The following is a 21835-nucleotide window of genomic DNA, read 5'->3' on the forward strand; positions in this document are numbered from 1 at the left end:
TCAGGAAGGTCCGCTCGTACCTCCGCACCATCCAGCAACGGGAAGCTCTCGGCGGCTTCATCAAGGCCGGGTGGTCGCCAAGCGAACTCGCCGAGTTTGCCCGGGATGTCTATCTCACCCCAGGAAGGACCTATCCTACCGCCATCTCCTATCAGGAGGCCGTAGAGAAAGGCGCCGACCACCCGTACGCCGGGGAGACGTTGGCCTCTCTGCGTGCACACGGCTTCATCATGCCGCCGTTCAGCCGGCCGGTGCCGAAGCAATACGAATGGGACGCTCCGGAAAACCCCGAGCACACGCCAGAGCTACGCGCCGACATTGAGGAGATGGGCCGCCTCTGGAGAAATCGAGAATCCGTAAAGCGCGGACTGCCGTGGCCTTCGGAGTACCCTCGGCTTCTACCGATCCTCCGCTGGCGTCATGGCCTATGGCGGCTCTCTGATCGGTGGCAAGGAAGTCGGTGAAATCTTCGACTACGCGGGTGCGACCCCGCCGCCCGGCTGCGCAACCTGCGACGGCCAAGCGATCCTGCGTGCCAACTATCCCGTGCTGTTCTCTCGCGTCGGTACGACCTGGGGAGCCGGTGACGGCACCACCACGTTCAACCTGCCGAGCCTCATGGGCCGCTTTCGTCGTCATCGTGACAACGGCAGCATCTCAGGCTCCGTTGGTACGCTGCAGGCGGCCGACACGGCCCCGCACACGCACTTAGTTGCGGGCACCACGTCGAACGAGAACGCGAACCACTCGCACAGCTTCTCGGGCACCACGGGCTCGATGAACCAGAACGCTTCGCACTCGCACGGCTTTACGGTGCCAGCACGCATCTATGGCAACTTTCAGAGCATCACCTCAGGTGGTGCCATCATTGGCATTCAGGTCCAGAACGGCGACGACGGCTTGTTCAGAACTTCGTCGACCAACACCGATCGCCAGCACGCCTTCAGTGGCACGACTGCGACCGAGAGCGCCAACCACGCGCACTTCGTCAGCTTCGCTTCAGGCTCCTATGGCGGCTCTGAGACGCGGCCTATGTCAGCGACCGTGCTGACGTGCATTCGCGTTTTCTGATCGGTCGCCGCGTCCTACAATTGCTGTTGAAATTAGTTGCTGCCTGTAGGGCATAGCGGGGAATAGCCAAGCGTGTTCACCCTCTCTTCTGCGCTCGTCGACGTATTTGAGAAACCCGAGCTGCACGAGTTGAGGATGCACGGGAATGACGCGCTCGGAGACCTTCGTCTTGACCCGTTTGCCTGCCCTCCGCTCGGCGACAATGAAGAGAAGCGGTGTATTCGCTTCCTGCCGGATGTTCGACGCCTTCAGGCCGGCTAGCTCGCCCTGCCTTGCTCCATTGAACAACGCCAGCAAGGGAAGCCAGACACCAGCGGCCCCCTTCGCTCCCGTAGGCCTCTCATGATCCGTGAACAGCGGTGCATCGAATACCGCTTGCAGCTCTCGAACGGCGAACGGACCACGCCCGGACTGATCTTCCTCCACGCGCATCTTGTGGAAAGGATCGGACCAAGGACATCATCAGGGATCACGCCATTGTGGTGCGCCCATCCTGCGATTGCCTGCACGGCTCCTAATTGCTTGTTCACGGTCCCTGCGGAGACCTTGGGAGCCTCGGGATGCTTTCGTCCCCACTCACTTAGCTCTGGGAGCGTGGCTGTCCGCATTGCACCACGTCGGACGCTCGGTACCGCTTGAAGCGCCTCGCGGAACGCCCGCGCGTGGCTCTTCTTGATATCCGCTACCTGCAAATCTCCGTGTAGCTGTACGAACATCTCTACAGCGCGCTTATATTCGTGCACCGTGCCGGAAGGCCTTGCCCGCTCTTTCTCCCAGCCCTCCACGGCGCTGCCGAGGGTTCCGCCAATGGCAAGCGCTCCTACGGGTCCAATTGTGAGCGCAGGCGTCTCTATGGGCTCACCCGCGTTACGCTGTGCAGAGCCGTCGGGCGTCACTCGAGCTCGTGAGTATTCTTGAAGCGCATGGTTGGCTGCAGAAGGTCCCAGACGGCGCTGTAGTCGCCGGCGAACGCAGGCGAGAAGTCTGGCGCATCGTGCGAGATGCTTAGCGCGGAACGACCCCGCCTGAAAGTAGCTAAAGTACCTAAAGAGGGAAAACTTCAGGTACTTTAGGAGCTTTAGGTGGGGTGGGAGAAAAAGCTCTGCTCAAGTATGTGGGGGGTGCGGCAACCGCGAGGACAACCCCATGAACCAGAAGGTCGTGAACCGGCTTGTGAAGCTGAGATCTGCGAAGAAATGCGGGGCGCAAAACCGCGCAGGTCAGCCTTGCCGGTGTCCAGCTGTGCGTGGTCGCATGCGATGCCGACTACACGGCGGGCTCAGCCCCGGAGCCCCGAAGGGGCGAGCCAACGGCAAGTACAAGGATGGGTATTTCACCGCCGAGGTGGTCGACGAACGCCGGTGGGTAAAGTCCGTGCTCGTTAGCTTGGGGTTAGGAAACTCTGATGTCTGAGGTCACGATTACCACATCTGTCGTTCCCCGTTCGAAGCCCGTGAGAGTCAAGCTTCGACGCATCAACGCAGATATTGAAAAGGCGTATCCCCCAGCTGAAGATGCCAAAGTGTGGTGGTCTAGGCTCAAAGCGGCGTTAGGAACGGCCTCGAGCGAATTCGTCAACCAAACGCTTTTCCAACTTCAGACGGCAGCACGATTGCCCAGTAGCGGTATATCGGAAATCGCCGTAAATGCCGCACAGGGCATGATAGAATCGGCGAAGCCCAAGGATGAGCTAGAGGCAGCTTTGGTCATCCAGATGGCCTGTACACATACAGCGGCAATGGCCATTTTGTCCCGGCTTGGCGGCGCCCATGGGGGTGATCGCCACGTGGCTATGATGGCAGGAGCCGCAAGCAAAATGCTCAAGTCCTTTGCAGTTCAAGTGGAGGCATTCCGTCGCATGAGGGCGGGAGGATCGCAATACATGCGGATCGAGCATGTACACGTTGAGTCTAACGCCCACGCAGTAATTGGAAATTTCGGTCCAGCGAGATAATCTTAGAAAGTGCCTTCAATCTCGGTCAAGGATCTCCGGGCTGCCCGACAACGACTATCTCATATTGCTGATCACAGCTACACGTCGACTGCCGTCTTCGTTCCGCCACCGTGCTGTGAAAATCGAGGTCTGATTTCTATCTTTTGTGGACGAAGACTGAAGCGTCGATCAGTGCTGCGCTGCGCCCAAACCAGGGCCTCTCCTGGCTGGAGAGATGTGACTGCAGCATCTTGCATATCTTCGAGAGCAACGATCGCCGTACGTAGATGCTTTAACCATTGGGGAGACGTTATTCGATGCAAGATTAGTATCGAACTCAGCTCTATGATCGCTCGTGGAACAGAAAGAGGATCTTGGCTCGCGATAATGACGTTTGTCGCCTGATGCCGCATCTCCCTGATCGTTTCTACCACCTGCCCGATCAGCGAAGATTCTGAGATATATTTGTGCGCTTCATCGAAGACCACCAATTTGTTGAACTCACGCCCATGATGCCGACTCGCCGCAAAGATACGAAGCATCACGACAAAGAGTCCGAGCGCCTCATCCTTTTCGACCCATTCGTCACGAAGGTCGACAATTACTGTCCGACCTGGACGCAGAAGGTCCCTCAGGCGCCGCTCATCGTCGATGTAAGGCTCCGCAATCCTCAGACGATCCTCGGCGAGGCGCCGCGAAGCTGGCGGCAGATCCGCGTTCTCGATCTCGTGACGGAACGTCTCAATTGAGAGCCCATCCCGGTGCCTCCTCATGATTGAAACAAGCTGCCGAATGTACAGCGAATCGTTACCATAAGCTCCGAGCAGAAACTTCCAGCTCTCCGCTCCGAGCTCCGCTGCGCTGAATTTGATCGGCTCAACAGTAACGCCGGGGATTTCGCGCCGTCGCTGTTCGACCTTCGCTTCGGGAGCCAGCAAAATCACATCATCGAGTCCCAATGCGCTTGCGCCGTAATCCGCGAGAAGCCTATCAACCTCTGATTTTCTCTTGTTCGGCTCGATAGCAGCTACGTACTCTGGTTCGTACGCGTCACTCTTATGAAAATGGAAGATCACCGTCGCAAGCGGCGATTGGAGTACGTTAACGCCAGGGTTCTGTTTGGAGGCCATCTCAGCAATAGCCCCCAGAGTATAGCTCTTGCCAAAGCCTTGTACGCCAAACAACGAGATTGTATTGCAACCGTTTAAGTCTATCGCAACAGTCTGAGATCCTGACCGCCCCAACAGGCCGTACTGCGGTGGTAGAGCCGTTGCGCCCAGGACGACATCCGGGACGGGTACAGCGGTGCTTTCTTTGGCTTGGGGGAGCTGTTGGGGTGTAGAAGCGTCGATTGGTCTGTCGAGAGAGGCATCGGACACAGTCGAAGCGATCGACCCAGTTGGGCTCTGCAAGGGCGCCTCGTGAAGTCCGCTTGTCGGTGTGACGACCGCCTCTTCTGAGGCGTACAGTTCGGTTCTTCCAAGGCCGATACCACTGCCTTCGGAACGTACCGACAAAGAGTGGCGAAGCTCGTTTAATAGGCGCTCCTCAGCCGCCCCATCGATCAATGCAGAGATTCCTCTTTCAGCAGTCGACCGCGTTATCGATTCTCGTTCCCATCGCACAGAACTTCGCTCACTATAACGGCCCATTGCGGCTTGAAACAGCTTTCGTGCCTTGTTCGCACCGAAGCGGTGGACGGGAAAGCCTGGCTCATCTTCGTCAATATGATGACCCGCGCCTAGACGCTCAAACACCATCCCGAGGCTCTGGACTTCAAGACGATAGCCGTCGTCGAGTCGTTCCGCGATGGCAAGTGCGGCATCTCCGTCCCGCGGCGTGAGCAGGCCGTATCGAACAGCGCGACGGATATAGAATGATAGCACGCCCGCAAGTTCCTTTGCGCGCAGCGGGAGGTCGGCTCGAGGTTGAGCGTAGCGATTTGGATCAAACAGGTCGCGCAACCGCTCCTCAGTATTTTCAGTTTGCTCTCGCATTGACCGGTACAAAGGCGGTCGCGCCGACGCTGGTAAATCATCGCGCAACTTGACCTCTATTATGTCCATGCGAAGGACACCATTTCCGGGGAAACCGACAAGCAGCAGGTCCGCTCTACGTTGCGGAGCGTCCGCCGTGAACCACGAACGATGGGCATCAAGCGGAATTACTATTCGATTCTCGAGAACGTCGAGCTCCTCCATCAGCCAGCGAGCGAAGAGCAAACCAACAACTTCCTTCGCCCGCGTAGTCGAACCTTCGAGTCGGAGCGCGAGCCGACCAGAGAGAGACCGTAGGCCATCGAGCACCATCAGTTCATCGCCCGACCGCAACTGAATGCCGTATTGCGTGAGCATCGGCGAGAGGACGCCCTCAATTTCCTTGACATTCCTAGTCGTGACGACGATCCGTTGTCGGTCCTCCTGTAGGAACTCTGGGCAAAGTCTAGTAAGTACCCCACTTCCTCACCAACAGCCGGCGCATCAAAAAATTCGATGCCAAGGTGACGATCGATTGTGATTACGCGATCGCTGACATCATGAACCTGCCGCAATAAAGCCTGCGCTTCGGTATCAAGCTGCAGGGCAAGAATTGGTCCCACTTGCGGATCTGGCGGCTGACCGAGCGCGACTGCTGCCTGCAGCACATGCATTGCGCCAAGCGTGTCGACAATGAGGTTCTCTGTTTGGTCGGCCCCCGGCGGGATATCGGACGCACTCCCCTTGACCACCCCGTGGTCATTTTCGCCTGTGGGTCCAATCGCTCCGCAGCGATGGTCTCCGGATCTAGAACGAGTCCACCGACGAAAGAACCTCGCCGATACTGATTCAACGGCCCCAAGCGTCCCGATGCAGTGAATTGCTCGATAAGAATTGATAAGTGGGCCGGAAAACGCGTGTGGTTAGACACGAACTCTGCCACGTCGTTCCGAGCGACGAGAAGCTTCGGATGCAGATGATTTCCACTATATAGAGTGAACTCGTCGTCTTCGCTCACCTGACGTTCAGGATCAAGCAAGCTCTCTACTGCTTCTCCCACCGTCTCGAGTTGATTTGAACTCGCAAATAAATGCACAACATATCGTAAAGGCAGTGGCAGCGGTTGCGCTCGACGCAACACCTCAATTCTCCGCAGCACATCTGAGATAAGCTCACCGTTCCCGGGATTAAACACGTTCAGATGCAATTGGTCGATATAGGGATGTTGCAATACGAACTCGAACAGCCGCGACGCAATCTCGTCTGGATTTGCAGTTGTGACCGAAACTGACCGCGCCTGCACACCTAAGCTCGTTAATATACGATCCCTTGCAACGGTAGAATCGACGTGCTGGCCTTGATCCCTATCGGGCAGGTACAGCCCCCAGAAAGGCGTGATTGGCAGTGTCTCGACATACGCGCGCCCGCGCCTATCGAATAGGGCCATCGGGAGGTTCAGCGGAAGCAGCTCATCTCTGAGCTGTTCGACATATTGACGCCAGTTTGGAACCTGATGCGTACGTTGCTCCCACGCATTCACCGCATGAGCACACTCTAGCGTGTGTTTGAGATGCCACATCAGTCGTAGCGGATGAGAGGCGAAGGAGAATACCACGCCCCGGATCCCCTGACTGATTAGGCCAACGCAATTCGACTGCGTCGAGCCAAGCGATGCTCCTCACAAGAGCCGCTCGGTCCGCCGCCTCAAGATGCATCGCCTCTCGGACCAGATTGGAGAAAGACTGTGCGTACGCGCAAATAGCTTCGGCATGGATGCTAAGATCCACAACTTCGATGATGCCTAGCCGTGCGACACGCTCCTCGGGCATCGCGCCAGGCGGGAAATGCTGCTCCCGGATCCGACGAAATACGTCCTCTCGAGCGGACAGGAACGGCTTTACCGCGGGAATATTGCTTAGATCTGCCGTCTCTTTCCGTACCAACTCGACGTCCCCGGGCGTCCGCGCACCACCGAGAGCCATGGAATAAACACCAAGGTCGCGAGGGTTATCCAGAAACGTCACCTCGATCTTTCGCAGTAGAGCTGGAACTACGACCGCAAAGCCGTGAAATCCGTCCGTCTCGATATTGAAGCGCAGGTCGCCTTTGACTGACGCGCCCACCGGGTGGTTCCACGACCCGGTGAGGCCGGCACGGACCGGAACCTCTTCACGCACCTTACCGTCGAGTGCTTTGAGCGCGCCCCGCAGCCACGCGCCCATTAGAGAGGGCACGAAGGTCGCCCGTACATCCGGCTCGTCAATGATAACTTCGTCACGAATGACTAGAAACGGTTCGGATTCGTTCTCAGCACGGGAAGACTCGTCTTTCGGGTCTATGCGACGAGGCGTCGTAAGAAGCGTCCCCTCCGCATCGTAGGCATCGACTCGAAGAAAGTATGTCCCCTCGTCGAGACTCGCCAAATCAGTGACTTTAATAGACCGACGGATCTTCGCCAGCCGGCCAGCCGCTGGCTTGGGGTAACTATTGCTTTCCCAAGCAACCGTAGCGCCATCCTCACTCATGGAGAGCAGCTGAACCCGCCAATGCTTCCACGAGCTAGCTTGCGATGGATTTGGAACGGAGCGAAACACAAGCTTGAGTGGTTCGCGGCCGGTGACGTTCAGGACTTGCATCCTATCAGCACCAGCTACCTGGTCCGCGATCTGGCGGGGCAGACTGAGCGGATCCAGGATGATCCGCAGTTCATTTTCATCCTCGGACTCGGCAAACTGCCAGCGATCGAAAGAGAGCTGACGGCCCACTGATTCACATGCGATGACTTGTGCCCAGGTGCGTGGTCCTTCCGTATGGCGCAACCGAAGAAAATTGAACAGGGACTTCTGAAAGTCCTCGCTCTGCAAACCCACCGCTCTAAGGCGCTTCTGAAGTGGCTGGTTTACATCCGAGAGCTTGTCGCACTTCTGGCGATTGCGACTGATCCAGTTTAGTATGTTGGTCGAGCCTCGATTAAACAAATCGAAGTCTGGAACCAGGCCGAAAAGATAAACTGATCCACCCGCAGCTTCACGCGTGCCGCCGTTCTTAATTACTGTGAGCAGGTAATTAACCTGCTCATCTACGTTCCGGATTTGGCGAACCTCGCCGAGATGCTTTAGGACTTCTCGCACATCCGGTCTAAACGAGCTCTCCAGGCGCTCGACTAAAGCGTCTGAGAGATTTTGCGCCATGGACTCCAGCGACAGCTCAGTAAAAGTCGCAATATCAAGGGAATCTTCCGACGCAGTACGGGGGCCCGGAGGAAAGAAGACCAGAAGCGGAGCGTCGGCGTGATCCCGAAGTCGAATTATTGAAGCCGCAGTAGCTTCGTAGGGCTTCTCAGGTCGTTCGTTCAGCACGCGAACGATCCATCGCGTGTCATCGAGCACAACCGCAAGTCGTCCCATGACTGCTTCAGGCAACGTGGTTACCCGTAGTCGGTGACCAAGACCGGCCGACTCCAACACCTTACGAAGCTTGGGCGCGAGCTCGTCGGAGAGCGCGTCAAAGTGGTCGTCAGGAGACGCCGGAATGATTAGAGGCAAGTCTATCACGGCGCGGATTCCTCAGCTCGGAGGCGATAGCGAGGACGAATTGTCTGCGCGTTGTACGCATCCGAGAGGTCATCATAAAATCCGATCTCTCGGAGTTGATCCTTCAGAGCACGCACGTTTTCACGAAACGCCCTGTGCTCGTCCAACGAAATGGGCTTACGCCCCGTATCAGTTACCGCCGGTGCTATAACGAAGCCGTAACGCTTCTCTACCCATGTTAGAAAATCCTCGACAAGAATAGGCTCCGTTTCGAAACGCCGACCGGTGGCGGTATCCCTCACTTTCAAAACAGCAAGCTGAACGAGGACTTCAAGCGCTCGGCCGCCCAAGTGCCAGCGACGAGGATTGGCCTTTGACTTTCCCTGTACCAGGGTCCCAAATGGCGAATTCTTCTGAAACAATTTATCAAGCATCTGCACAAGATACTTAATGTGATGCGCTTGGCGAACGTGCGTGACAAGCTCGATGAGGGTATCGAAAGACGACAGCCCCGCATCGAGAATGGCATTGATCTCTGGAGCTAAACTTTCGTCATCATCATTTAAGCTACGAATTTGCTTCAGTACCGCCTTGAAATCCGATTCAAACTCCGGAGTCGGATTGGCCAACAATGCCGGCACCTCGAGTGGGTCGTCCGAAATCTTTTCTTCGTGCGCGTACCTGAGAAGCTGATTCATCGCGAATACTGACTTTATAAAGTCGCCGAGCGTCGAATACGCGGAGGCAGCACTCTCCTGAGACAGCTGAGCCATACGACTACGATAATCACCGCCCATGTCCGTAGTGAAAGTCACAGGATAAGGGCAGTCCGAGAAAGGAGCTTCACTATTGCCGTATACAGGGCAGGAACGACATTTCTCGTGGGAACCACAGTCTCGAATCCAACCGGAAAGCTGACGACCAAGCCGGAGCGTATAGATGCCCAGGTGCAAGCCGAGGATTGTCCGGAGATACTCGATCATTACCGGTCGTGGAACGTCTTGATAAGATAGGATGCGTTCGATGTCGTCGCAGAGGACACGAGATTGGCCGATGCATAGGGGCGGATACGGAGTAATCTTCTCGCCCGACGGATGCATGTCGGCGACACCCTCAACTAATTTGAGGACCGCCAACGTTTCCAGATCAAGCTTTGCGCCGGTCTGGAAATGCCGACCGCGCTCAAGATATGCCTTCAATTCCTTATGCGCATTCCCTTCGCCGTACTCGAGCATGGCGTAGAGGGCATCCGCAAAATTATAGTCGCGGCAGTATTTCGCCACTCGGATTTTGTGGGCATCCAAGTGGAGGGGCCGCAGCGATGCAATCGCCTCAGTGGGACGCCCGCGGTTCACTAAATCGAATACGTCGGTCTCCAGCCATTGCCGCGCAATCTCCCCGTTTTCAGCAAACCCTGTGACGCCGGGCAGTCCAGCTAACCGCTTGAAGTGAACGTCCACCTTTTCGAACTCAGTCTTTTGTCGGCCGGTCGTGGCCGGTCGCATGCCGCCCGTCTTTAACCAAAGGAAGAGCACGACTAGCACGCGATCTAGATCGGCGTTCTTTGGATCGGGGTAGAATATCCGAGGGTTACGGAACTCCTGATCCTGCTTGCGGAGCTTCATGCACCCTTCTGACGCGCTATTGCTGCAATGCTTTGACGAGCCAACACCAGTCTGATGCCTTCAGGTCGAACTCTCTGCGGATACATCGTAAAACTGCTCATCATCTGACGACAACAGCACACGGTCAAAGGTCGTAGAGGCGAGCTCATTACGGAAGATGAGTAGATTTACAAATAGGCCCTGCAGATCAGCTGCAGTGGGTCTGTAGCCATTCCGAATTAATTCCATCATTTCCAGTAGGTCGAGTGAGATTCGCAATCGCGCGGGTCCACGGACCGAAATTAGTTCGACTGCATCGGGAGCAAACTCGAGAAAATCGCCGTATGACGGTACTGAAACCTCAATGATGAAATCATCCTTGGGGAACAGGCGATAAGAGCGGATCGCAGCTTGTGCTACCCTCGAGACCCGAAGCGCCAGGTAATTCTGACGAAGAAGCGGGTTTCGAACACCTTCGGCCACGCTGACGGCTTCGACCACTCGGTCTCGTAGAGTGGTCCGCGCGCTGGCGCGATCCTGGGACGTTTTTGCGCTGATTACCGACTCGAGAAGCCCAACGGACGTGTAAGGCAGCATGTCGCGCCAACTGTTGTCACGTCGCTCGTAGAATGCCCACCGACGGAGTACCGCCGTGAGTTTTCGCCTCGCTTCGGCCACTGCATCAGGAGGAATGCTGTCGCTCGGCCGCGGTACGCCAGCCGCGTAACGTCGCAGCTGGGCCGCAGCAACCTTCGATCGGCCATCGAAAGTCATCCATGGGACAGCACTATCGACGTCATAGTCAAGCTGTCTATCCAACACAGGGTGATTCACCCGCCCCACATCAGTTTCACGCAATTGACGCACGAGACGATCAACCGCACGATCGGGTCCAGATGCACTGATCGGCAGAGCGAAATCTTGATCGGCAAATGCTTCGGTATAGTAGAGCGCGACCAAACGCTCCGGTCCAAGTTGATCCAACTGTGCGAGCAAGCCTTTCACATCAGCGCACCCATGGTCCCGGAGTAACAACCAGGAAAGCGCCGACCGAAGATCTCGCATCGTGATATGTGCGCGGCGGCGCAGATGAACGACCTCAAACAGCCTAAGAACGCGCTCCCGCACCGCAGGACCGGAATTTAGATCGCGCAACGTACTCGCGTTGTGGAGCAACGGACATGACTCCCGAATGGAGCATCCATCGCAGGGCGCCCACAGCTCTCGCTTCAAGAGTTGCATCAGTTGTCGTTCAACCAGGGACTTTGAGCCACCGGCCGTCACCGCGCGCATATTGAGGTTGACGAGAGCCCCCCTCTGGAGGAGCGCCACCCGCCAACGCATCGTTCACAAAGCGCCGCAGACCCGTGTAGGCGCTAGCGCGCGGACCATGGGCTAGAAAATCCAGCAACCTACCTTCATTGATCGCAATTAGGCGCACGTGCGAACCAGCGAGACCAGCGACTTCCTCACCCTCGAAGGGCTTTAGAAATGAATCCAACACTGCGTCGTTCGAGCGATCTTCCTCGTCTTGAGAGCCATCATAGTTTGTCTCGTAAGCCTTTCCCTCCCACGTCCATGTTGAGCCATTTTTACTCGGCAGTCGCACCACATTTGCGCCGTTCTGATCAAACAGATGCTCTACTTGCTGAAGAAAGGCCGTCTTTCCATCTCCAGCATTACCGGTAACGATGACCAACCGATAGCAGCCAGTAGTGATGGCTGGAGCCAACTTCTCATCAAGTCCGGTGCGGACGTACGTAAGCCGCGCAATCTCGTCGAGCCCACGCGTCCCGGTGTTCGTTCTCCGCGCCTGGCTGTACAGCGTTAGCATACGCGTGACGTAGGGATTATAGTCAGCCCGCCTAATTTCATCGGGTTCAAGCTGTAAGCCATCGAACGGATCCGCCGAGGCGACTTGCTTAGCCGGAGCCAGCATCGATGGCACAGCGCCAAGCGCCGCCCGCATTTCGGACGCGGACTGAAAGCGGTCGATGGCCCGAGGCTGTACGGCCTTCATCAAGAACTCGGCGAGCTCATCAGAGACATGAACGCCAACTGAGATCTGACGTGGATCGTAAGGTAGCCCATTTTCTGGTCGATCCTGAAGAAAAGGGTGTCTGTGAACGATCAACTCGTAGAGAACCACTCCAAAAGAGAAAAGATCAGCATGCGCGCCCCATCCTGCACTCGCAACGTCCGGCGCCCAATAACGACGCGTCCCAGCCTTGCCTTTAGCTTCATTTGCCGGTGCGGCGATGTTGAAGTCGATGAGCTTTGGTTCGTACGATGGAAGCTCCAACATCACGTTGGGTGGCTTGATATCGCGATGATAGACACCGTTACTATGCAATGCTTCCAGAGCATCCAGCACCGACATTCCGATGGATTTTATGTCTGACCAAGCTAGCCGGCGTTGATCGGCGCAGTAAGGCTCAAGGGTTTCCCCCTGCACGAACTCCGAAACAATGTAGGGATACTCGAGTGGCACACCGAGACGAGCCATCCACACGATACGAACGATGTTTGGGTGCGTTGGCAAGTGCGGCTGAATCTTAGTGAATTCGTGCACCGCCAAATCGGCATTTTCAACATCCACCAAGACCTTCATTGCGTAGGTTCGTTGATGATCAAGGTTAAACACCCGATACACCCTGGCGAAGGTGCCGTTGCCTATTTCCTCGTCGAGACGCCAAACCCCATCGAGGACAGCTCCTACTTCGAGTTTCGCAGGCGCTATCGCAGATGGTTGAGATGCTCCCTTTCGATCATGACCGGTGGTCATTCCGAGCACACTTTGCAAGCTCGCTAACGCATCTGCCGCAGTAGGTCGAACTCTTGGAATCATCGGTTCGAAGCAGATCGAGTACAAGCTCGTCGATACTTGTGTCGATCCCCGCCCGAACCTCAGAGGGCAGTTTCGCCGGGCAACCACCGGATGCCAATGCCGCCTCAGGGCCATCGAACGGCAGCTCATCGGTCAGAAGTTGGTAGAGCAAAACTCCGAACGAATACATATCGGAGGCGGCATCAAAGTCGTAGTCCGACACATTCGACAGCTCAGGCGAGAGATAGGCTCTATTGGCCAAGCGTTCTGTATCAGGAAATACCGTGCGTTTAGCATCCATCCAGGCACGATCGAAATCAGTCAACCGCGGCTTACGATCGAAGCCTATTAGCACGGTGGAGGGACAGACGTTTCGATGGACGATACCCGCGCCATGCACGGCTTCGAGCGCCGCCGAAACACCTTCCGCAATCTCGAGACGTTCGCGGATAGTGAGACGATCTCGCTCTGCATTGGTAAAAAAGCCATGAAGCGTTCCATATTCGGACCACTCGGTAACCTCGAAGAACTCGTGATCCTCGTCCAGGTAGTCGAACTGGAGTACGGGAAGCAAGTATGGATGACGACCGATGCGAGCTACCGCCTCGGTGGGCCTACGCACCACTGCCTTCCGTTGTTCAACTTCCTCATGGCTGCCGTAGGTATTTATCTTCCACGTTCGAACTCGATAGCGCGATTGATCACCCTCAACGTAGGCTCGGCGCGCGACGTATGCTGCCTCGCTTGCTTCCAGCTGTAGAGTCTCGGTTATTTCATAACTGCCGATCCGGCGTCGCTTTTGTCTCTGACGAGAAGCCCATTTCCCTTGAAGCGCAAATTCGATAGCTGGAAACAATGACGTGAGATCGATGCCCTGCCGATGGGAAGGCACGTTATTTGGATTTTGCAGCCACTTCGGAAGATCGCTGATGTTCACGACCGAAGCTTTCCACGCGCCGCTCACAACAATTGCTGTACCATCCGGCACTACTAACACTGGCGCTACCTGCGCGTTGTTCGCAAGCGCGCCGAGCTCTGTCTTTAGGACCTTGCATTTGTGGTTGACGGTCCACATTGGGCAGCGCTTTAGCGTCTGGTTGAGTAGCCACTCCTGATCGTCACCCGTGAGGCGGCCATACCATTCTTTGGCCTCGATCACAAAAATGGAATGAGCAGCCAAGAGTACTATGTCGTACTCAAGTGCGTCGTGTCCCCGTTGCTTGATTTGAAAATTCGGAGCTAATCCCCAGGTCCGAGGCAGGGCCTTCCGTAATACTTCCAGGACGTCCCGCTCGAAAGGCCCCACTGGGCCATCGCTGCCTGACGGCGTGTGAATCACGCGAGCCATTGGGGAAGGACCTCCTCCTCGATGATGCGGATTGCTTCTGACTCGGAAGAGTTTGCCAGTGATTTGGCAGCCATCGCGGCGCTGACCGAACAGTCTAGTCGATCAGACTCTTTTTCAGTGAATTCGGGGATTGGGAGGTCCAGGATTAGATCAGGTCTTAGGGAGAGTAACTTTGTGCCCACGGCGGCGCTTCGCAGCAACCGGAAGCCCACAAGGGTGGTGAGAAAGGCATACAATTGGTGCTCCATGCCCGGTCGCGGAATGATCCGAAGGAGATGTTCTGTCCATGCGCACTCGGAGCCTTCCTTCGATACTAGAGCGGCTCGCCCGAAAATCTCCCCTTCACCCAGCGTCCCTTGGCCCCCGATCATGATCGTGCCCTCTTTAGCGGTCAGCCCAGCGGATGGCGGAAGCACGCGTTGCGGAACAGGGCGGATCAAGAAGGCGTCTCGCTGGGACATAAAGTCCACGCCGTATGGATACTCACACGGGATGCGAGCCCCCTTCCTCCGCGAAAAATTCCGTCGGGACTGACCACGTCGGCAACACGGCCGCTCCATTTGTCCCTGAGGAGCTTCAACGCACCTCCCGTGGAAACGAACGTCCATGCAGTTAAGGAGGGTAATGGGCTGTCCCAAAGTGTCGTTCGCATCCGCCGAACACTGCACAGCTCCTGCGCGGCTTTCATTCCCTCTAGTGACTCAATAATCGTTCGAGCATGTAGGAGGTGCCGGAGGTATTCCTCGCGATGAACAACCGCATCCTTTATCAATCGCGCGACACGGCGCATCAGACCGACGGGCGCGACGGGGATCGGCAGCGAGCCGAGAAGATCACTACGGAGGTGCGGGATAGACGTACCGTAAGCCGACGCTTTTATGCCCTGCATACCGATTGACGAATTAAGAACCGCATATGTCCAAAGGTTTAGGTCGGAACCCGGTTCTTCAAAGGAAATTACAAAGGTGTCGGGACCAACGAAGGCACCCTCAAGACGAGAGTCAGCAATTATTGAGCGTCCGAAGAGATTGCCTTCGCCCATTTGTCCCGCACCCGAAATCAAAATCTGCCAGCGATCGATTTTGTGACGTTCGGGATGTGGCATCGAGTCTTTACGAACAACTCTTCCAAGGGGTTCGGCGGCGAAAGTGTCGGTCTGCGATAGCAAACGTACGCCGCGATCATTGTCACAATCGAGACGCGTAAACACGGTGCCGTACGCTAAACCAAAATCTTTTGTGATGCTCTTCAGAGAACATGCTGAGTCGGATCCGACGTTCCGCATACGCTCTATCGCGGGCACATAATTTAGTGCGCGCACCGATTCGGAGCGTGGCCTATCGACAAGAAACGCTCTCATGCGAGCCGCCCTCGAGAGACGATGCGGCGATACTCCGCCGCAATCAGCGGCAAATCATCAGCGAGGCGTTTTCCTTTCCGAAGACGCATGCGTTCATGGATGCGCCCATCGCGCTCCCACCGATCAGGCACCTCCAATTCAAACAAGCTCTCGGATCCATCAGGCTCCCGCACGTATCTGGGTTCACCTCGTCGCCCATGACCACAATTCTCAGCAATCGCCATGAATACGGGTCTTTGTTTAGGTCCCCGCCGACCTACCATACGAATTTCATCCAGTGCACGCCGGCGGACGAACAAGCAACTCGCTTGCACTGATACCTGGGGCAAGAAGGTTTCGGCAGGCAAATCCACGCTAGCGAGGAGTTCACCATTCTGCAGCAACCAATGTCTAACAAACTCCATTTGCTCACCGGGATTACCTAGAATTCCATTCGGCAAGATGAGAGCCATTACCCCGGTCCCGGGTTTGAGGAATTTCCAGCACGCCTCTATGAAAAGAACCTCAGGTGCGACCTTCTTTTGCAATGCGTGTCGCACCCATCTCTCACCGTCGCGTCGCCACGTGTAGCCCAACTCATAGTGTCGAAGCACTTCCGGATCTTCGACAGGAATCTTTGCTCCAAAAGGCGGATTGGTGAAGACATAGTCAAACTGTCCATGCGCTTCGCCCGCACCGACGCCGAGAGTTCGCTCAACCACTGCCATCTCCGGCGTGCGGTAGCGCGTATTGGCTACGCTTTCCTTCTCGCCATAGACGCCGTATTCGAGACTATTGAAGTTGAATATATGACCGTGACCATCTCCGTTCATTACCATATTCATACGAGCGGCTTTGCGGAGATCGCCATCAACGTCAAAGCCATACAGATTTTCCCGAGCATATCGTTTAGCGAGAGGGTCAGCTCGCTTGCGTTCGCTCGGAACAGGGTCGTCTGGTGCAGGGCAACCGATCTCAGTGAGAATGCGGCGCCGAGCGTGGTTCAACGCCACAATTAGGAAGCCGCCGCTACCACACGCTGGGTCGAGCACGCGCTTGCCTGGCTGAGGATCGATCATCTCCACCATCATCTGAATGACGTTGCGCGGAGTAAAAAATTGCCCCTTCTTCTGCTTCAGCGTATGAGACGTGATGGCCTCGAATGCCATACCCTTTGCATCAGTATCAGCAGAAAGAAGATCAAATCGCGCCAGCTGCGCGGCTACATAAGCCAGACTTCGGTCATTTGGTTCTAAGCGCTCGTAGCCATCAAACACATCCTTGACCTGGCCCTTCACCGTGTCGAACAGGGCGTGGATGCGTTTGGCAATTCGAGCTTGGCCTTCGGGCGTGTTACGCTCCGTAGCGCCCACGAAGAACAGGCGCTTACTTTGCTGCTCATCAACGATCTTCGCAAAAATCAAGTAGAGAAGCTGCCAGAACGCCTTTTCATCACGCAAGCCATGAGTGGATAGGTAATCATGGCAGTGATTGAAAGCGCGTAGCAATAAGTCGCCTGCGGCCACGCGAAGCGCGCGGCGGTCCGCGTCATCTAAGTCAGCAAGTGTTTCATCAGGCGCTGGAAAGTCTGTGAGCTCAGTAATCAATGGGAAGCCATTGGCGATATCGTATGTTCGCATACGAAACGCCATTTCCTTCCCGTTGGTCCAAACTCCGTAGACCTCGCTGCGCGCCTCGTTCAGATTCGAAAGGACCAACTCAAGCTGACCTATCGCGGCATCCGAGGCTTTGGCACTGCTCTTCGCAACGAGCACGACGCGAATTAGATTGTCTAGCGTATGCGACTTGCCACCCTCGTAAACAGCGACCCCAATCGAAACGGTCTTCTTCTTTTCAGCACCGTCTCGGCATGCCACCCTGACATCACGTTCCATGTCGGAAAGTTCGACACGGTACTCGCGGTGCAACTGCTCGATTAGGCTCTGCAGCACGCGCTCTTCGGGCTTGTCGATCTTCAGCTGACCCGTTAGAGCACAAATCAACGTATCTTGAGGTATCAGCTCATCACTGCCACCTTCGCCGTCAAGCACGTTCAGATCTTCTTCACCTGCATCAGCTGCCGTATCGATTAGGTCGTCATCGTTTAGCTTGCGCGGACGCGCCATCTATCCCCCCACACAAATCATCAAGGTCCGCTCGTTCTGTCGCGAGACCTTAAACCATCCCGCTTTCAGGCAAATCCGCGGAGTAGACGCGGAGACGGATCTCCGAATTCATAGCTAGAAGTAAGCGATGAACCGCAGCGAAGCAACCAGAAGCCCACATGGACGTAGCCCCCGTGCTTTGTCGTGGCGGCGATCGCGCGGCCGGCCACGGCGGCAGCCAGCGCACGAGCTATCCCGTCGGCAGGTTCCGCCGCTAGGCGCTGATCGAGGCCGGTGGATCGCGCTGATCCTAACAGGGACAACAGTCCAAGATGAGCAGGTTTATCGAGATCTGACCGGCATCAAGTCCCACAGCGGGTGGAGGCAGTAGGCAAAGCGCGAAGCCCAGCTCGTTTCAGCAATCCAGTCCACGGACGGTATGGTGGGTGATCTACAAGCGATTGCCGGCAAGGCAATTCGGGAAGTCCAGAGTCTCGATCTGCCAGTGTTGGATGGTTAGCCTGATGCGGAGCGCCGCACCAGCTGATCTTTCGTCATACGAACTACCTAGCTGTGAATAGCAGGACGACCAACCAACTCGACTTGCAGTTGCGCGACCAGGTGGTAAGTTGTTGTCTCTTGGGGCGAAGACTTCATTTCGCTGCGGTTTTGCCAATCACCGCAACATGCGCTTCCGGCATTCACTCGATGACGGCAGGGAGGTGGATTGCGCGCTGTGCGGGTGTGAGCCTGGCCCACGCAATGAGCTGGAAATCAAGCGTAGGAGCGTCATTCTGAGCTTGAAAAGACGCAAAGGAATATTGTTCGACGGGGGATCGAATAGACGATGTCGTCTCTGACCACGCCCCCACGCGCGATCTTCCGCCAAATCCAGGCCAACCTAAGCGATCGTTATAGCTCCGGCTTTCCCGTCCTAAAGGAGCTTATCCAGAACGCCGAAGATGCTGGGGCCAAAGTCATCCGCTTCGTTGCCCATCCAGGCTGGCCAATTGCCAAGAACCCACTTCTGCGCGTGCCGGGGTTCGCGGTGGCCAATGACGGACGCTTCGAAGCGAAGGACGCGCGAGGAATCCTGTCGTTCGCGGACACGGCCAAAGGCGATGAGGTTGCGGCCATCGGCCGTTTCGGCTTTGGCCAGAAGGCAGTGTTTCACCTGTGCGACGCATTCATCGTGCATTCCTTGGGTCATGCAGTTCGCTTTTCGGAGGTAGTTAATCCTTGCCTCGGCGTGATCGAGAGCACCCGAGCGGGATCGTGGGACGAAATTGACTCCGATGACCTTGGTCTGCTGGAAACGGCCACTGGCGACATCAAGCGCGGGCTCGCCCTTTGGCTGCCCCTGCGCTGCGAGGCAGTTCAGCCTGCGCCGAGGCTTTTTTTCACAGACTATCGCCCGACCGGAGCGGCGCTGCTCGACGATCTCACGCGGCACGAGGCTGATCTTCGCCTGATCCTCGCTAGTATGCGCTACCTCGACCGCATCGAGGCTTTCGAGGACTCAACGCTCTGCCTTGCGCTTCGGCGTAACCAGGATTCGCAGCGCCTGCTCGGACCACCCGCGGAAGATCGCGAACCGCTCTTTCATGGCAGCAGGGCCGTGGCCGGCATGATTGACGGCCATGCCGCCCGGTCGACCCAATACGCGGGCCTTGAATCCTACGGCGTCAGCGATCGGCTGAAGCAGTTGAAGCAAGCCAGCGACTGGCCGCAAGTGCCCGTCTTCACCACCGAAGGCGAAGTGATGCAGCCGGAAAAGGCGGCTGAACATGGCGCGGTCGTTGTCGTGGAAAGCCGTGACGCCGGTGCACGCGGCGTTTCGCTCGACTGGGGTGTCTTCCTGCCGATCGCCGAAGCCGCGCACCTTGCGGCAGACGTGCCCGCTCTCCGCATCATGCTGCATGGCTACTTCTTCGTCGATTCCGGCCGACGGTATATCGAGGGGTTCGCTTCCTATCTCGGAGCGCCCGGAACCGGCACGATCTACCAGCAGTGGAACGAGACCCTGCGCGATGATCTGGTGCTGCCGCTCCTGCCGGGCGTGCTACACTACGCGCTTCAACAGCAGATGTTGACATCGGCACAACTCGCCGAGGTGACGGCGATCCTCCGGCGCAGCCCTTTCGGGCGCGAGCATCGCGCAGCCATCGCGGCGTGTGACGTGCTTGCGCGCCGGGTACGGTCCGACGCACGAGGCATGGCGACATGGGAGCTTCTGTCTTCCGAGTCCCGGCTCCGGCCGTTGCCCGCGCCGGATGCGCGTGGCCACGTAGCGGCTGCCGAACTCTTACCGGAGCTTTGCGACTGGGCCGAGCGGCGCGGCTTGACCCTTATCGCCGAGCCAGAGTCGGCACTGACGAAGGCCACAGTGCTCTGGGAGCCTTTGGAGCTTGCCGATCTCCTGACCAGGCTCGCGCCGGAAGTATTTCTGCAAGGGGGGCGAACCGCCGTGTTGGCCGCGTTCGTGGATGTCGCGGTGGCCGGCGATGGAGCCCGGCAAGCGGCGGCTGCAGAACCATTGCTTGCCGCCCTTCGGCAGGCGCTTGCCTCGACGCGGGCACTCGCCCCGGGGGAATCTATCGCTGCGGTTCTAGCGCATTTACCGGTCGATGCCGCGATCGCCCTTCCGCCATCCGCTGGAGAGCGCGCAGTCTTGGGCGCCCTCGCGTCGGCGACCGGGGCCCCCCTGTGCCTCCGGGCGGAATGGCTTGCCGAAGGGGCAGCTCGCCGGTCACTTTCACCCGCCGAGGCAGCGCCCCTGCTCGCGGCGCTACAACCCTTGCTGCGTGACGAACGGACCGCCGATGCCGCTGGCGCGGCCGCCGTGGCGTTGGTCAAGCTCCTCGGCCGCGGTCTCGATGAGGCGGCCCACGATCCCGCATACGCGCAGCTACCAGTGCTTCGCGCCGGCGACGGACGCGGCGTAGCGCGGCTCTCGACCTTGCCCGACCTTGTCAGCGCGTCGCGGGACGGACGGCTGTTCCGCGACAATCCCCGCGTGCGCGACATCGTGGGGTTGATGGCACGGGCCACGCCGAATCTCGGCACCGTGATCGTGACCGGGGCCACGGCGGAGCTCCTGGCCGATATCGGCGCGCCCTTCACTTTCGCTGAGGGCCGGAACGAAGTTTTCGCCCGGCTAATCGGTGGCGCGCAAGAATTCGGGCCGGCGGAAGCGCGGGCCAAGCTGCTCGATCGCGTCTACACCGACAGTTCTGACGCCCGGTCTGCCTTTCGAGCGCTGGCCGCCGGCGATGCCCGTGCGGGCGATCTACAGGCGCGGCTCTTCACGTTGCCACAGACGGGCGGCCTGCTCGACGATCTCGCGTTGCGGTTAATCGAGGGGTCTGCCGACGACTTCCTAGTCCCGACTGTGGTCGCGCAGGAACTGAAGCCAGCAATTCAGAACCATCTCGTTGTGAGCGCCATGGACGGCGATGGGCTTGGCCGTCTGCTCGCCGCTCATGCCGCAGCGCTGGGGTTCATGAACCTGCATGATGCAGAAGTCAGCGCGCTGCTAACCTCGGACATCCCGGACCAGGACCTCCAGGCTCTGCCGATTTTCCTCGCGACCGACGGCCGCCGTTACCCAGCGGCTGCGGTTCATCGAGAAACGTCAAACTGGAAAGTGCCCCCGGCGCTCGTTGCCGTAGTCCCCATCCTGAAGCTGCCATCGGGGCAGAAGGCCGTCGCACGGACCGAGAACTCATCGCCCCATGGTCGCCCGCCGCGCAGATCCGTGCAGCGCTCGATCGGCCGGAACCGCATCGCCTCTGCGCCGAGATATTTCAAGCGTTGGATTGCGCTCAAGGCATACCGGAGGTTCCTCTGCGGGATCGCCTGCGCAAACAGCGTTGGCTACAGGACCGCCAAGCGCACGCGTGGGCGCCTGAGGACATTGTCGATCTGCCGAACGACATACTCGACGCGGCAAGGCAGGTCCTAGCACAAGGAGTTGATTTACCATTTCTGCCTCTCACCGAACTAGAGTCTGAGCTGCGCGCCAACGCCGCGTTCGAGATCCTGCGTTCGGCCGGAATTCTGTCCGATGCATCGGCCTCGATCAAGATGCTCCTGCTAC

At 57.4% G+C, this 21835-nt stretch carries 14 protein-coding genes; 4 read left to right on the top strand and 10 right to left on the bottom strand.

Annotation, left to right across the window (positions count from 1 at the left end; all coding sequences use genetic code 11):
* The first annotated feature begins 420 nt into the window (after nt 1-420).
* Entirely contained in the window at nt 421-1071 is a 651-nt protein-coding gene (locus ACSKB9_RS17820; RefSeq protein ID WP_438074570.1) for a phage tail protein, read from the top strand.
* On the opposite strand, the gene ACSKB9_RS17825 is transcribed toward ACSKB9_RS17820, so the two are convergent.
* Entirely contained in the window at nt 1036-1497 is a 462-nt protein-coding gene (locus tag ACSKB9_RS17825) for a hypothetical protein (protein WP_438074572.1), read from the bottom strand. The two genes, ACSKB9_RS17820 and ACSKB9_RS17825, sit on opposite strands and share 36 nt — an antisense overlap.
* 720 nt (nt 1498-2217) lie before the next feature.
* Here ACSKB9_RS17825 and ACSKB9_RS17830 point away from each other — a divergent pair.
* Entirely contained in the window at nt 2218-2484 is a 267-nt protein-coding gene (locus ACSKB9_RS17830) for an HGGxSTG domain-containing protein (protein WP_438074573.1), read from the top strand.
* On the top strand, nt 2477-3025 hold the full coding sequence (locus ACSKB9_RS17835) for a hypothetical protein (RefSeq protein WP_438074575.1): 549 nt from the start codon (nt 2477-2479) through the stop codon (nt 3023-3025). Before ACSKB9_RS17830 ends, ACSKB9_RS17835 begins: the two co-directional genes overlap by 8 nt.
* A gap of 77 nt (nt 3026-3102) precedes the next feature.
* Here the strand turns inward: ACSKB9_RS17835 and ACSKB9_RS17840 are convergent, their stop codons facing one another.
* The 9 genes from ACSKB9_RS17840 to ACSKB9_RS17880 all read right to left on the bottom strand — a co-directional run bounded on the left by ACSKB9_RS17840 (nt 3103) and on the right by ACSKB9_RS17880 (nt 17757).
* Complete coding sequence (locus ACSKB9_RS17840) at nt 3103-5358, bottom strand: ATP-binding protein (RefSeq protein WP_438074577.1); 2256 nt, start codon at nt 5356-5358, stop codon at nt 3103-3105.
* A gap of 163 nt (nt 5359-5521) precedes the next feature.
* Nucleotides 5522-6427: a hypothetical protein gene (locus ACSKB9_RS17845; protein WP_438074579.1), complete on the bottom strand. Its 906-nt coding sequence runs from the start codon at nt 6425-6427 to the stop codon at nt 5522-5524.
* A 22-nt stretch (nt 6428-6449) separates the two neighbouring features.
* Complete coding sequence (locus ACSKB9_RS17850; protein ID WP_438074581.1) at nt 6450-8534, bottom strand: hypothetical protein; 2085 nt, start codon at nt 8532-8534, stop codon at nt 6450-6452.
* Complete coding sequence (gene mads7, locus ACSKB9_RS17855) at nt 8531-10138, bottom strand: methylation-associated defense system protein MAD7 (RefSeq protein WP_438074583.1); 1608 nt, start codon at nt 10136-10138, stop codon at nt 8531-8533. Before mads7 ends, ACSKB9_RS17850 begins: the two co-directional genes overlap by 4 nt.
* 60 nt (nt 10139-10198) lie before the next feature.
* Nucleotides 10199-11122 carry a hypothetical protein gene (locus ACSKB9_RS17860; RefSeq protein WP_438074585.1) on the bottom strand — a complete coding sequence of 308 codons (924 nt, stop codon included), beginning with the start codon at nt 11120-11122 and terminating at the stop codon, nt 10199-10201.
* A gap of 247 nt (nt 11123-11369) precedes the next feature.
* Nucleotides 11370-12902: a serine/threonine protein kinase gene (locus ACSKB9_RS17865; protein ID WP_438074587.1), complete on the bottom strand. Its 1533-nt coding sequence runs from the start codon at nt 12900-12902 to the stop codon at nt 11370-11372.
* Nucleotides 12886-14292 carry an NERD domain-containing protein kinase family protein gene (locus ACSKB9_RS17870; RefSeq protein WP_438074589.1) on the bottom strand — a complete coding sequence of 469 codons (1407 nt, stop codon included), beginning with the start codon at nt 14290-14292 and terminating at the stop codon, nt 12886-12888. The genes ACSKB9_RS17865 and ACSKB9_RS17870 overlap by 17 nt, the downstream gene beginning before the upstream one ends.
* A gap of 436 nt (nt 14293-14728) precedes the next feature.
* Nucleotides 14729-15577: a hypothetical protein gene (locus tag ACSKB9_RS17875; protein ID WP_438074591.1), complete on the bottom strand. Its 849-nt coding sequence runs from the start codon at nt 15575-15577 to the stop codon at nt 14729-14731.
* 71 nt (nt 15578-15648) lie between these two features.
* The gene (locus ACSKB9_RS17880; RefSeq protein WP_438074593.1) at nt 15649-17757 is read right to left on the bottom strand and encodes an HsdM family class I SAM-dependent methyltransferase; all 2109 of its coding nucleotides are present in this window, start codon (nt 17755-17757) and stop codon (nt 15649-15651) included.
* Nucleotides 17758-18583: 826 nt separating this feature from the next.
* Between ACSKB9_RS17880 and ACSKB9_RS17885 the strand changes: the two genes are divergently transcribed.
* On the top strand, nt 18584-21700 hold the full coding sequence (locus tag ACSKB9_RS17885; RefSeq protein WP_438074594.1) for a sacsin N-terminal ATP-binding-like domain-containing protein: 3117 nt from the start codon (nt 18584-18586) through the stop codon (nt 21698-21700).
* Nucleotides 21701-21835: the final 135 nt, after the last annotated feature.

The sequence above is a fragment of the Bradyrhizobium sp. BR 1433 genome (assembly GCF_051547665.1).
GTDB classification, from domain to species: Bacteria; Pseudomonadota; Alphaproteobacteria; order Rhizobiales; family Xanthobacteraceae; genus Bradyrhizobium; species Bradyrhizobium australafricanum.

Excerpts from the sequence above, each read along its gene's own strand:
- ACSKB9_RS17880 (WP_438074593.1), bottom strand. The coding sequence starts at position 17,757 with ATGGCGCGTCCGCGCAAGCTAAACGATGACGACCTAATCGATACGGCA.
- ACSKB9_RS17820 (WP_438074570.1), top strand. The coding sequence starts at position 421 with ATGGCCTATGGCGGCTCTCTGATCGGTGGCAAGGAAGTCGGTGAAATC.
- ACSKB9_RS17885 (WP_438074594.1), top strand. The coding sequence starts at position 18,584 with ATGTCGTCTCTGACCACGCCCCCACGCGCGATCTTCCGCCAAATCCAG.
- ACSKB9_RS17875 (WP_438074591.1), bottom strand. The coding sequence starts at position 15,577 with ATGCGGAACGTCGGATCCGACTCAGCATGTTCTCTGAAGAGCATCACA.
- ACSKB9_RS17835 (WP_438074575.1), top strand. The coding sequence starts at position 2,477 with ATGTCTGAGGTCACGATTACCACATCTGTCGTTCCCCGTTCGAAGCCC.
- ACSKB9_RS17830 (WP_438074573.1), top strand. The coding sequence starts at position 2,218 with ATGAACCAGAAGGTCGTGAACCGGCTTGTGAAGCTGAGATCTGCGAAG.
- ACSKB9_RS17865 (WP_438074587.1), bottom strand. The coding sequence starts at position 12,902 with ATGACCACCGGTCATGATCGAAAGGGAGCATCTCAACCATCTGCGATA.
- mads7 (WP_438074583.1), bottom strand. The coding sequence starts at position 10,138 with ATGAAGCTCCGCAAGCAGGATCAGGAGTTCCGTAACCCTCGGATATTC.
- ACSKB9_RS17870 (WP_438074589.1), bottom strand. The coding sequence starts at position 14,292 with ATGGCTCGCGTGATTCACACGCCGTCAGGCAGCGATGGCCCAGTGGGG.
- ACSKB9_RS17840 (WP_438074577.1), bottom strand. The coding sequence starts at position 5,358 with ATGCTCACGCAATACGGCATTCAGTTGCGGTCGGGCGATGAACTGATG.
- ACSKB9_RS17845 (WP_438074579.1), bottom strand. The coding sequence starts at position 6,427 with ATGGCCCTATTCGATAGGCGCGGGCGCGCGTATGTCGAGACACTGCCA.